The sequence below is a fragment of the Niallia sp. NCCP-28 genome, assembly GCF_023168165.1.
GTDB lineage: Bacteria > Bacillota > Bacilli > Bacillales > Cytobacillaceae > Niallia.
Map to the genome: position 1 here is coordinate 141,797 of NZ_BQYJ01000007.1, position 12,848 is coordinate 154,644.

Sequence of the window (12,848 nt, forward strand, 5' to 3'; positions counted from 1 at the left end):
TGTTCCTCCTAAAAATTAATTTGAGTAAATAAGCAAAAAAAAACAACCCAAAACAAAAGTAGTGATAACTACTTCGTTTTGGGTTGTTCCCATTAGTATATTTGGTTATTTTGCTTACTCGTTTTCTTAATAAAGAAATTTTACCCTAGATTTCTAATTATTTCAAGGGTTGGTTTATGAATCGAAGGGTTGAATAAAACCATCTAAAGGAGAGGAAGTGCTTTTTTCTTCCTTTTTCACCTGATTTACTTCTGATTGCAATTCTTTAATCAGAGCTAATTCCTCGTCTCCCAACTTGGATTGCTTTACTTCTTTTTTTTCTTTTAATTCTATTTCTGTTATATACATTTGCTTATTAAATAAGCTGCCAAGATCAAACTCTTCAATTTTTGCTGAGTTTTTTTCGTGGTCATTAACTTTCTCTTCTTTAGTTAATAAATTCGAATTAATTAGAGGTACAGATTCGTTAGGTTCGCTGCCCAAAGGCTCCAAAATTGTTATTTGATTTTTAATAGCTAAATTAGAATGGTTTGAGTTCTTATTAATCCCATTTGATTTAAAAGTAGGTTTTTGTTCTGGTGCTCCACTTGGATTTACAGAAAATTTGATTACATCCTCTTCTAATTTCTCTTCCTTCTTTTCTTTCATAAGATCAGGAGGGGCAGCTTTAACTTCTTCAATACCTTGTTGAATCAATTCTAAATCATTCCCCTTAGCTTTCCTTCTCTCTTCTAACCATATATCCCCGTTTTCTGGTAACACCTTCACAACAGCTTCTTTAAATTCAGCTCTTGGTACAAAATTGGCATCTATTTGTCGTACAGGTACAGGTTTATTATTTACCACAATTTTAATGGCTGCCTGGAAAGCTTTCTGATAGATAATATCGCTAGGAGAAAGGATTGCTTCTTTCTTCTTTTGATAGCTACTTCCAGTCCTAAGCATAGGTTGTTCCTGAAGAGGACTAACAGCTTGTTCATTTTTTCCTTCTTCGAATTTTTCATCTTCTCCAAATATCTCTGAGAAGAGCTTTGCATCATAGGAAGGGATGTCTCCATAAACCATCTTATGCCGGAGCGTACCAAGTAAAGTTTGCATATACGTCTCTCCGTATTTATCAGCTAGCTGTGTAATGGTTTGGGCAACAACGGTAACGATGGCTTTATATTTACGACTTTGTGCTGGAAATTCTTTAAATGGTTGAAATATATAGTCGGGAAACTCATCCGCAATTATATGCGCGAATGTACTTGTATTCGGTTTACGACGGAAGACAGCATTCTGCAGACTAAGTAAGACGAGCTTACCTAGGATATTAGAAAGGCCAGCTAGTTCCCCTTTTGCAGTATTAACTAAGAGGATTCCCCCTTTTTCTAAATGTTCATCGAATGAAAAGTTCGATTTCCCGAATAGGACTCTGCGAATAAGAATGTTCGCTCCAATGTCATTTAAAGTGTTGCGCAACCCCTTTACATACTCTCCTTGAGCATCAACATATACATCTTGTCCTCTATATTCACCATGAGCTACTTTTTCAGCTACCGCATTACCAGCAACTCGAAAAACTTTAGGAATATGGTTCATATCAAACCATTCATCAATTTGCTTCACGATTGCCCAATGGTTACGATCATCCCGATTCTCTATTAAATCGAAGTCTGGAGGTATGGTGTCTTTTAACTCAAGGTGCATTTGTCTAACTAGTTGTGGGTTATCATACATTCTTAGTAATATATCAAAAGTTACCTCTTTATCCGGATTATGAAGCTTCAATAAATAAATATAGTTTTTCAAATGGTTTCTTTCACTCTGTTTGAAGAAGTCATTTCCTCCACCTTCCGCCAATCCCTCAATGACCATTGCGAAGGCTTCAGCAACTTGATCAACAGGTCCTTGCATAGGATTAATCGAAGGCGTATTCTCGTTAGTTGGATCTATATAGAAGACAGACTCTTCTGGAATACCATGTGCTTGAACTAATTGATAAGCCTTCTGGCATAAGTCGTTAGAAGGTTCAATGATACTAATACTATTCAGATACTTCCCGCGCACATCCTCTGAATCATAATTCTCTAATTTAGAGATCTTAGGATAATCATTGATAAACTTAGTCATCCAGTGAAGGTCTTGATTTATTATGGGCAGTAACAATGCCGCTGTTTTACCAGTACCGATGGAACCAATAATGATATTATTAAGTGTTCTATCGCGACCTGGTTGTATGATTAATTCTTTGGTTTCGGAATCTGGACCTAATACTACATCTGGCCATTGTTCAGTATCACTTTTCCTAAACCATTTCTGTAAGAGTGAATTCTTATATTCAAATTCATAAAAAGCAGTCTTAATATCCTCTGAGTATTGGGAATACTGCCCACCTAACCACATTAATATCATTCCAGTTACTACAGAAGGTGTAAAAATAATGGTTATAAATAAAGTGTTAATATCCCCTACAGCTACAGCGAACCAAATATTATCTACCTGAAGTTTTTCAATAAGATTTCCTAGATACGGAATTAGAGTATTGTAGACAGGCATAGTAATCAACCATAGATAATAAAAGGTGATCCCCAAAAACATGTTCCAGAACCATATAAGCCTCCAAAAAGGAGTTTGAAACTTTTTGTACTTGGTACTTATTAGCCAACCACCAATTAGTATAACCGTGGATATGGAAAATCCAATAAATCCTGGATACATGGTACTACCGAATAAAACGAAAGAAGCAATGCTTCCTGTGAATTGACCAGTCATGACAAATAGATAATTTACTATGGAGCGGATTGATAAATATAGAGACAATACCCCTATGACTGAAATGGAGATAGCGGGAACTTTTGGGTGAACTCTCCAATTACTCAATCACTCTCACCACCTCATTAGTCGGTTTAGGTGTTGGTATCTTTTTATAATGCCATACCTGTGTTTGTGAAAAGGACGTATTTTGGAAATCTCTCGGGATTACATCATTCTGCATAGCGGCTGTGCTTAGATATAAAACATTCAATTTGTCGACTTCTCGTTTTATTCTTTTAGAAGAAATTAGAGTTTCTAAATAGGATATCTTATCAAGTGTGTCTACACTTCCCTCTTCGGCTAATTTAAAAATAATATCCATCTTCTTATTACTTACATGATCAATCACACTAAAATGACTATCCGCATATAACTCTTCAGATACGTCGTTGGAGTAATATGCACTAGCTTCTCTTGGTTCCATCGTGTAATCAATATCATCATTTAATTGTACAGAAAGGACAGCTAATTCTAACTCGCTCTCTTTATGACTTCGCGTAATTGGGTAGACACCTTTTAGGATGTTGCTAGCAATACTTGAGCCTCTGTAGGCAGAGCAAACATAAAAGTGTAAGTTTTCTAACCGGTGCGCGAGTTTGTTAATAATAAGTTCTTTGATATTGAGAACCCGAGTTTCTCGAGTCGAGGCATACTCAGTCGTATATATTTCAGATCTATTATCAGCAACAACAAATAATACAAAATGATTTTCCGCTGGTCTGGCCTTTGCTAATTCCATGTAGTTATCCACTTTTTCATGAATTCTATTTAGATTCTGAGAACCTGTATCAAACTCGATATTAAGAATTCTTCCCTCAGAAGTTTCGATCTTCCAGTCAGGAATAATAATGGTTTCTTCTTTGTTAAATTTAGTTTCGTCTGACAAATAAGTTCTGTAATTAGGATGGGTAGAACTTATTATAGATAGTTTGTCTTTCATTTCAATTAAAGTATCTATTACAACATCTTGAATTCCAAAATAGTGACTTGGTTGTTTGATATTCTTTATGTTTACTTCTACTAACTCTCCATCTTCAATTACCCTTTCATTACGCAAAATATGAAATCCGTTTTTTCCAATTTTATAGCAGGATACAGCTGGTTTCCCTAATGTGCGTAAATAATCAATAGATACGATATCGTTAGATAACCATCTTTTTAATTTTGATTTAATCGTAGATTCTGGAGAGTTAAGAATGTATCGTCCATAACGCTTTATTTGTTTAAGGGTTAAGATTCTGTTTGTGTAGAGTAACTTCAACAGTTCTAAATCCTTCGTATTGATCCAGGCTCCTTTTCTTGTGTATTTCACTGAATACCAAACTTTTTGATCTTTTTCCACTTTTCCCACTCCTTATTTTTGACAAAAAAAAGACCCTATCAAATAAGAAGCAGTGATACTACCTCTTAAATGATAGGGTCTTTCCCTTTGGATAAATTAAACTGAAATTAGTATAACATTGGAGATAAAGGGACACAAGAGTGTATATATAAACTGTATAAATATAATGCTTCATACAGGATTTTTAGAAATGAATAAACAAATTTAATGTAGTTGGTTGGGTTCAAATCTTAAGGACTTTTAGGGTACTAGTTCACGGGAAAATTGATCATTTTGAAGATGAAAAAAAGGTATGAAGTCTGGATTTCAGAGGGCGATTGAACCCTTGATATCACTGGGTTTCTACCAACTCTATAGAATCCGCGCACCTTAGACGGATGTAAAACAAGACTTAGGGTGGAACCTGGGGTCTTGAACTCAACAGATTTTGAGAAAATTGGAGTGGAGTATTTCATGAATAATATTTTGTATAAAAACAGCTAATAAAATGCTAGGGAAATCGTAAGGAAAATATAGGTGATCAGTTTTCAGGACACCAATAACCAGGTGGTTTTTGAAAATAAAACAGAAATAATAACAACATTACATGAGTACCTTTATATTTTCTAAATGATTATTGAATATCCCATATATCAATTTGAGAAATGGTGACCGATGTAGAAAAAGCATTATATGTTATAAATAACTATATGCAATGCAGTTCTTTTTAATGATGGATCCCCTCTTATTGCTTAGTGTAAGATGGTAATAAAAAGAGTTTTGAGTCAGGAGGACTATAATGTTTGGATCATCATTAACAATATTAATAATTGGTATTATTTGTTTAGTATTAGGTTTCTATCTCCGTAGAAAATGGCTTATAGGAATATCATTTGTTCCTTTTTTAGTTGTATTTATTGGCATAGTTAGTTTAATAATTGAAAAAATGACTTAGGCATGAGCTTAAGTTATTTTTTTATACAAATATTTACATGAGTGGATTGATGCGTAGGATATAAAAAAAATTTCAAGTGAATCTGTTGCTTCAATCATTAATTTCAAAGAAATTCAGCATTATCAGCAATAATTGCAGGTAATATCAGCAATTATTGCAGTTATTACCTGCAATAAGATCGTTGCTCTAAACGTACTAACAACAAGCATTGGTATATAGGGATAAATTAATAAAGTTTTATATTTGACTGGTAATAATTTCTTCGATATGATTAGTGTATTAAGAGTATTGCTGTTATTATCAGCTATTATTGCAGCAATAACTGCTGCTTATATCTGAGGTAATGAACATAGATATACTTTGGAAGGAGGTTTTTGAATTTATGAGTACAATAAGTGCTGGAGAATTACTAGATATTTTAGGCGATCGTTTAGGAAATGAAGGCCTTTGTTTCTTAATTGCACTTGCCGAATCAGATAGACCTCTTTTGAAAGCTCAATTAGGAGATCGCGCTCAAGAATTACATAAGAATGGTACAACAGCTTTAAATTCAAGGCATCATTTAGACATACTTACAGCACGGATAGAAGGCGCAGGATTAGTCGATGTTACTGAAGTAGGTCGTTCTAGACTATATTCTTTGTCCAATTTAGGTAATATTTTAATCGAGCATTTACAACAAGAAAAATAAATCTAGGTGCTTTTATCAAATAAACAAAAAGGTTTTGATAACTTATGAAAAAAAGACAAAGGTTTAAATTAAACAAAGATAAAAGGAGAGAAAATGCAAAAATGACAAAACAAACTATTAGCAATACTAGTATACCGGTCAATACGACTGTTGGATTAAAGTTCGGTTTTATTGGATTAGGTATGGCAGGATGTAATATAGCAGCTGAATGCGCTAAATATACCGATAGTAACGGAGGTAGTCCATATAGCGCTGTTCTTGTAAACACCAACATTAGAGACTTCTCTAAAGTGAAACATAAAAAAGATGCTTTTACAGAAGTAAGACTGAGTGGATATGAAGGCGGAGCTGGAAGAAATATCGAAAAAGGTGAAAAAGCATTTAAGGATAATAGTTCAGAATTTTTAAATGCTATTAAACCACTATCTGATCGTGATTTCATCTGGGTAGTAGCTGGATTAGGTGGTGGTACTGGTACAGGTGCAATAATTGAGGCTGTTATAACTCTTGCTGAGAGTGGATATGCAGAGAAATTAGGTTTAATCCTTACCTTACCTCGTCATAATGAAGGCGGTAATGTGTTAGGTAATGCATTTAAAAGAATCCAAGAAATCGGTAAAATTAAGGATGCTATTGGCTCAATAATTATCGTAGATAACCAGAAATTATATACAGACTTCCTTAAAAAAGAAGAAAATAAAGCCAAAACAATGGACGATTTCTTAACATATTGTAATAGATATGTCGCTGACACTTTACACGAGTTAAACACTATTACCAATGCATATGAAAATATGACAATGGAATACTTTGATTCTAGTGAATTTGAAAATACAATTAAACAATCAGGTTACCTTACTCTTTCTAAACTTACATTAATTGATAAACCAGATGTTTCAAATGAAGCACAATTTGTAAGCAAGCTTAAAGAATCTATTGAAAATGGTGTTTTATCAGATGGTTATAACTTTGAAACAGCACAAACAGCTGCTGTAACTACTATCGCTAATGGTGGACAAGTAGACTATATCACTAATATGGCGTTTGAAAGTAAAGTGAAAGAAGTTATTGATAGTATGGCTCCTTACCTAGATGAATATCCAGTAGCTGGTTATAAAGCGAATAATACTGTTGGGATTAATATTTATACAATCTTTACAGGTTTAGAAACCCCTACTTGTCTCGGGATTATCGGACAAAAATATGACGAATTTATAAAGGCTAAGAATGCAGCTAAGAAAAATGATGAAGTTTTAGAAAGATTAAACTCTTTAAATCATGAAAAGAAAGAAACAAATAAACCGAAAGATCTTAGAGCATTGTTAAGCGGTAACTCTAATAAAGATGAAGAGAAAACAAATGCTAGCTCAAATTTACGCGGTTTATTAGATAGATAGATAGAAAATAAATCTAAAATAAAAAACTCAAAGGAATTACTTTCCTTTGAGTTTTTTATATAGAAATCCCTTATATACCAATGTTTAGCGCTATCGAACGATTAGCAACGCATTTCTAGAATCGTACATATTTCTTAAAATCAATTACACATTTGATTAATTAATAGCTATGTTAAATGTAAAGGTTGATAGAATGGGTGCCCTATCTTTTATTTTTTGCCTTTTACATCAAAAACAAAAATTCAGTAAAAATGGATTATATTTCATCTGGCTTTAACGAGCTGCTTTCGGTATCAATCTATGAGGCATTCTGTTTACAGAGGACAATTGGATTACTCATTTTATTTATTGATTAGCAAAGTGACCACCAATGTTTTTTATGCTAAATCAACCAAAAACTATAACTTAGCCCAATCAATTAACACTGCGTACTCATCCTATTCTTTTTTTCTTCTACTCCCATTTGAGTTTGGTTACAATCCTCATTTTTTCGGGTCTTCCGTTTTCTCTAGATCTATCACCATTGCTTCTTCTGAATTTTTTCCTACTCGAGATCTGAGTTGAGTTTATATATTTAGATGATCTGGCATTTTCTTTTAAAATCTTATTGTATCAACACTTAACGCTCTCAAACGATGAGTAGCTCTGTGTTCGAACGGTACAAACGATGCGCAACTACAACAATCGATTACATAAATGAATCGTTTGAATGTGTAGTCTATCGGTAGTTAGCGTATAGAACGATTCGATTATGTATTTGAATCGATATAAATGATTGTTAATCGTTCAATTGGATATCGTTTAAGTGCGTTATTGTTAGCGCTGTGGTTCGTTTGCGAGAGTTTTTAATTGCGTTACCAAACGGTAACGCTGTAAAACGTTTGTTTCCGTTGATTTATCTAAGTGATTTAGGTAGTATTTGATTAGGAGTATCAAGGGAAGGAGAGTAACTATGGAAGAGATAAATGTGAAAGAGTTACTGATAGAGAACTTTAAAGATGACCCTATATATAAACTATGCCAAATCAGTAAATTAGATGATTATCTATTTGATGAAAATATATTAGCTCTTCATCCTGCAACAACTTATAGTACGGTTGAAACTGGGAAAATACTAGGGAAGAATGATTCGACGATTAGAAACCATTTTCGTTCTGATCTAATAGAATATATTGAGCCAGAAAAAGCAGGGAAATACTTTAGATTAAATTATAAAAGCATTTTTCGCTTACATATGATTTTTCTATTAATGAATAAAGTTGGTAAAACTTCAGTGGACATTTTGGTGGAAGCTGGAATACATGCTTCTCAAATGTATGGTGGTTCAGGAACTGGTAAAACGAATAATAAAGAGGAAGACAGTCTACGTGTTATAAGTAACGAAGCACCAGATGAATTATTTGAGAAAATGGATTTAATTGAAAAGCATCTTGCTACTCAATCTATACAAATGGCTATGTTAGCCTATGAAAAGAAAATTACAGACTGTGATTTTGATATTTTACAAAATCAACATGCTATTGAACTTATTAAGCAAGAAGAGTATCAGCGCTATTTAGAAGAAAAGCAAACAAGACTTTTAGCGTCAGCATTAAAAAAGACTTATAAGAAGTCAATGTTTGGTTTTGTAAAAAGAGATGAGAATGCTAACATTGAAAGTATATCTAAAGAAATAGAAGTTGCTCTACAGGAAAAAAAGGAGCAAGTTATTAAGGAAAAGGTAAAATCCCATGAAGATAGGATAGCGGAGTTAAAGGATGAAAAGTTAAAACTCCAAAATTCGTTAGAAGACGAAAGAAAGAAACTATCCTTTCAATATCAAGATAAACTAGAAACTAGCAACTAATGCTAGTTTCTTTCTATTAAATAGACTATTAAAAAGTTAATTTAAAAAATACTAGAGACTACTAGTTAAATAGATTGAAAATTACGATAACTTGTTTTATAATAGTTTATATACAAATTATGAGGTGAAATGCTATGTTTTATTTAATTAACAAAAAATCTGAAAAGGTAATTGGAACATTAATAGTTGGAGCAGCTGCAGCACTATTAGTTGGATCAATTATACTGTCAGTATTATAAGAAATAGTAACTAAAGAACCTAAGCTTAAGTTTTTGGTATCCCAAAGACTCAAGCTTAGGTTTTTTAATGTTCTAACAGCTGTGTTATGCATTTTTCGTTATCTTTTAGAGTATGTAAGAACTATAAATTAAATAACAGAAATATACCAAACCACACCATAAGGTGTAATTTTCACCTAAAGATCGACATCAGATTTACCTTAAATCTTATTCTATATTATTAAAAAATAAAATAAGGTATTTACTATATGTGTCTTCTTTATTGAATATATCATTAATAAAAACTAGAATAAATATAAGAGGGGAGGTAGTTTAATATGCCCTATGGGTTTATAAAGCATTTGGAGAAAAGAGGATTTAGTCAAGTTACGCTTATTGGTTATGAAAAAGTAATGGGACAATTTTTTTCCTATTTAGCTAAACTATATCCTGAAAAAAAAGAGCCCTTTCAAATTAGTTCGAAAGATATCAAAGATTATATCAGAGCTCAAGAAGAGAAAGAAAAAAGCCCTTCGACCATTAATAAAGAATTAGCAATAATTAAATCTTTTTTCAATTATTTATGGGAAATCGATAAGGTTCCTGTAGATCCTGCTGTTAAAATAAAAAGGTTAAAAGCAAAGAAACTGGTAGAACTAAATACTTTTTATGAAGAACTTAATAGTTTACTGGATCCTATACTAACTCATAAAGATTATCCAATAGTAAGAAAGGCCATTTATGTCCTAGCTTTAAAAGGATTAAAATATTCTGATTTTCTATTCAAAAAAGATAACGTACTTATAAGTAATACACAAGATCAAGTGGAGATTGTATTAGAGAATAGGACTATCTTACTTTCAGGACAAGAGGCAAGTATCTTTATTGAATTTTACAATCAATCGCTATTTAATAGTTCGGATTTTGTATTTACCTCAAAAATTTATCTTAAAAGGAAAAATGATTTTGGTAACCTTGAGAATTATGGTCCTATCCAACTAATGACTATTCTCAATCATTTGAAAGTGATTTCTTCTGATTTTAATTTGGGAGAAAACTTAACTCTGACTATTTTCAGAAAATCCATAGCTTACTTTATGTATACAAAGCAAAGAGAATCTCTGCATTCTATAGCTTATAAATTAGGTATTGAAGAAAATACCGCATTGATCTATTTAAAGTTAATCACAGAAAGCACTGCTGAAAAAACATATTGAAGGTAATTTGGCATATAGTGTATACTTAAATTAAATATAATACTTTAATGGGAAAAACCCAGAATAAGCATGGTCTATATTTTCTAATATTAGACTAAGGCTTATTCTGGGTTTTTTTGTTGGGAGAAGATAAGTCTAATGGTTAATAAAAGAAAGCTATTTGTTAAAAATTTAGTCATTGCCTCTCTAATGAGTGAAGGATATCTAGACCCTTTTTCATCGAAAGTGGAATTAAGAGTCCCTTATGATATTAGGAAAACGCAATACTTATTGAGTTTGATTAAGGACTATAATCTTGAAGATGGTATTACTGTTTTAGCAAATAAGAGTGTTTTTATTATTCATCATTGTGATGAATTAGTTTCTTTAACTAAGCAATGGTACAAAGATGGGCAAAAGATATTCAGTATGGTATTGGATTACAATCTCATTAATATGGAGTCAATCATCTTATCCAATATCCTCTTTGGTAGGAGAGAAGAGTTTTACATTACTATCCCTACAACGATACATAAAGACTTTTTAAAAGCTATTTCCATTTGTATTTCAAAGCATATTGATGTCCCAGTCAACTATAAACCAAATCAAATCAATATTTTAAATGTACAAGATTATTTTAAAAAGGTTGCAGGTACTTTACCTACCTATCACATTGCTGAGTTAATTACTTTTCTTACAGAAAAGGAGAAAAAACGTATTAGAGAGGAGATATCGATTTGAAAATAACTCCGTTATTGTTAAGCGGTATTATTACTTCTGGTTTTATTTTAACAGGGTGTACGAATGGTGATCCATTAGTCAAGGAAGCGAAAAAAATTAACGAAAGTCAGAAGAAGGAAGAAAGCCAACAGGGAAACAATGAACAATCCGATAAGGAACTTCAAGAATTTTATGAGGAACAGGCCAAACCAATGGAAGAAGTTATAGAAGAGATGGATAAAGAAGAAGCTACCCTACTTACAACCGATAAGGATATAGAAGCAAAGGAAGAATTTACGGACGTAGAGGAATTTGCTCGCTATACAGCAGATATTCTTTATAAATTTCAAACCTTGCAGCTGGATGCTAGGACATATTATCAATTCATGAAAACTTACGGTACGGAAGAATTAAAAAATAGCTTACCGCAAGAGGAAGATGCCATAGCAATTTATAAATCTATCCAAGATGCTTATCTAAAAGAAAATATGCATGGAGAATCTTATCAAGTAACCAAGCCTGTGTTAGACAGATTGGGTAGAAATGGATATTTTTACAGAGAAGTATTAAGTACCAAAGGGGAAGAGTATTTTATTACCACCATCATAAAAGAAGATGGATCATGGAAGTACAGTAGCGATGATCTTTCACCACCTTTTGAAGTGAAAAATTAAACTGAAACTTTGATAGATCAATGTTTCATTTCAATTCAGCAGTAAATTTTAACAATCTTTTTTTAAACGGAGCATCTATTTTATAAATAATCAAACTTTATTTCTAAACAACTTAAGGAAGAGGGACGAATAATGACCATTTTAACAGCTGAAGAAATATATAGTTACACGGAAAATAAACTAAAGGCACATTATCAAAATGATAGTAATAAAAATGAGGAACTATCTAGGTTGCTTGACTACTATAATCTAATGCTTGTAGAAAGAGTGAGGGACGAAGATAAAGAACGTCTAAGAGATGAATTGTTTCAAACCATAACGCATCAGATATTTAACGGATACTTTTTAGTTGTAGAAATTTTAAATAGGGCGAAGGAAGAAATTTCGAACGATAATCTCGAACAACCTGTTGGTGTTCTTACGCAACAAATTCCAGACTTGTTAAGAGGGGTAACTGGTGAGGATTTTGAATCAACGATAACCCATGAGCCGTTCAGAAAGTTATCTAGTTGGCTTATCACCGAATACGAGGGTATTTACCCTCAATTAATGGATTTAGCGGTAAATACCGCTGTTGTAGGATCAAAGTGGGCCTTTTTAGATGAAAGAGAAAAGAGAGAATTGACGGGAGAAAATCAAGTTGAGCTAACTTTGTTTGCTGATCCGATGGATGTAACCTACCTTAATCCAGAAACCTATATTACAGCAGATATCCTAAATGAACAGGCGGAATTATGGACGATTACAAGAACGAGATATAATGGTTTTGAAAAAATAGGTGACCTTACCCTTATTAAATCGGTTTTAAATGATGTAAGGTTAAATATTTCTATTAAAGCTAACTTGCCTGAAGCAGAGAGAAACCTTGTTATTGATGGATTAATCCAAAAGGTGAAAGAAAGCAATTTACTAAGGGAATTGAACCTTCAAATTACAATTACTGCTGTAGAGGAATACTTTGAGATTATAAACGAGATAGATAATGATTTGGAATGACAAGATAGAAAAGGGAGTAGATACTGTGTTATCTG

Annotated in this window: 10 protein-coding genes; 8 read left to right on the forward strand and 2 right to left on the reverse strand. The window is 32.6% G+C overall.

All coding sequences use genetic code 11. From position 1 onward, the window contains the following. Nucleotides 1-174 precede the first annotated feature (174 nt). Both NCCP28_RS18315 and NCCP28_RS18320 read right to left on the reverse strand, forming a co-directional pair. Nucleotides 175-2,865 carry a type IV secretory system conjugative DNA transfer family protein gene (locus NCCP28_RS18315; RefSeq protein WP_127739953.1) on the reverse strand — a complete coding sequence of 897 codons (2,691 nt, stop codon included), beginning with the start codon at nt 2,863-2,865 and terminating at the stop codon, nt 175-177. Further along, a complete protein-coding gene (locus NCCP28_RS18320) occupies nt 2,858-4,141 on the reverse strand; it encodes a replication-relaxation family protein (protein ID WP_164849724.1) in 1,284 nt (427 codons plus the stop codon). The genes NCCP28_RS18315 and NCCP28_RS18320 overlap by 8 nt, the downstream gene beginning before the upstream one ends. 778 nt (nt 4,142-4,919) lie before the next feature. Between NCCP28_RS18320 and NCCP28_RS18325 the strand changes: the two genes are divergently transcribed. From NCCP28_RS18325 to NCCP28_RS18360, 8 genes are all read left to right on the forward strand, one after another. After that, nucleotides 4,920-5,075 (forward strand): hypothetical protein, encoded by a 156-nt coding sequence (locus NCCP28_RS18325; RefSeq protein WP_248562707.1) that lies wholly within the window; start codon nt 4,920-4,922, stop codon nt 5,073-5,075. A gap of 382 nt (nt 5,076-5,457) precedes the next feature. Continuing rightward, on the forward strand, nt 5,458-5,766 hold the full coding sequence (locus NCCP28_RS18330; protein WP_127739957.1) for a hypothetical protein: 309 nt from the start codon (nt 5,458-5,460) through the stop codon (nt 5,764-5,766). A gap of 44 nt (nt 5,767-5,810) precedes the next feature. Then, entirely contained in the window at nt 5,811-7,163 is a 1,353-nt protein-coding gene (locus tag NCCP28_RS18335; protein ID WP_127739959.1) for an FtsZ/tubulin family protein, read from the forward strand. A gap of 952 nt (nt 7,164-8,115) precedes the next feature. Next, a complete protein-coding gene (locus tag NCCP28_RS18340; RefSeq protein WP_127739961.1) occupies nt 8,116-9,009 on the forward strand; it encodes a hypothetical protein in 894 nt (297 codons plus the stop codon). Nucleotides 9,010-9,565: 556 nt separating this feature from the next. Further along, nucleotides 9,566-10,444: a tyrosine-type recombinase/integrase gene (locus NCCP28_RS18345; RefSeq protein ID WP_127739963.1), complete on the forward strand. Its 879-nt coding sequence runs from the start codon at nt 9,566-9,568 to the stop codon at nt 10,442-10,444. A 138-nt stretch (nt 10,445-10,582) separates the two neighbouring features. Next, the gene (locus NCCP28_RS18350) at nt 10,583-11,164 is read left to right on the forward strand and encodes a hypothetical protein (RefSeq protein WP_127739965.1); all 582 of its coding nucleotides are present in this window, start codon (nt 10,583-10,585) and stop codon (nt 11,162-11,164) included. Continuing rightward, the gene (locus NCCP28_RS18355; protein ID WP_127739967.1) at nt 11,161-11,817 is read left to right on the forward strand and encodes a CDK-activating kinase assembly factor MAT1; all 657 of its coding nucleotides are present in this window, start codon (nt 11,161-11,163) and stop codon (nt 11,815-11,817) included. The genes NCCP28_RS18350 and NCCP28_RS18355 overlap by 4 nt, the downstream gene beginning before the upstream one ends. A 132-nt stretch (nt 11,818-11,949) precedes the next feature. Next, the gene (locus NCCP28_RS18360; RefSeq protein WP_127739969.1) at nt 11,950-12,813 is read left to right on the forward strand and encodes a hypothetical protein; all 864 of its coding nucleotides are present in this window, start codon (nt 11,950-11,952) and stop codon (nt 12,811-12,813) included. The last annotated feature ends 35 nt before the right edge of the window (nt 12,814-12,848 follow it).

Excerpts from the sequence above, each read along its gene's own strand:
- NCCP28_RS18325 (WP_248562707.1), top strand. The coding sequence starts at position 4,920 with ATGTTTGGATCATCATTAACAATATTAATAATTGGTATTATTTGTTTA.
- NCCP28_RS18330 (WP_127739957.1), top strand. The coding sequence starts at position 5,458 with ATGAGTACAATAAGTGCTGGAGAATTACTAGATATTTTAGGCGATCGT.
- NCCP28_RS18335 (WP_127739959.1), top strand. The coding sequence starts at position 5,811 with ATGAAAAAAAGACAAAGGTTTAAATTAAACAAAGATAAAAGGAGAGAA.
- NCCP28_RS18340 (WP_127739961.1), top strand. The coding sequence starts at position 8,116 with ATGGAAGAGATAAATGTGAAAGAGTTACTGATAGAGAACTTTAAAGAT.
- NCCP28_RS18345 (WP_127739963.1), top strand. The coding sequence starts at position 9,566 with ATGCCCTATGGGTTTATAAAGCATTTGGAGAAAAGAGGATTTAGTCAA.
- NCCP28_RS18350 (WP_127739965.1), top strand. The coding sequence starts at position 10,583 with ATGGTTAATAAAAGAAAGCTATTTGTTAAAAATTTAGTCATTGCCTCT.
- NCCP28_RS18360 (WP_127739969.1), top strand. The coding sequence starts at position 11,950 with ATGACCATTTTAACAGCTGAAGAAATATATAGTTACACGGAAAATAAA.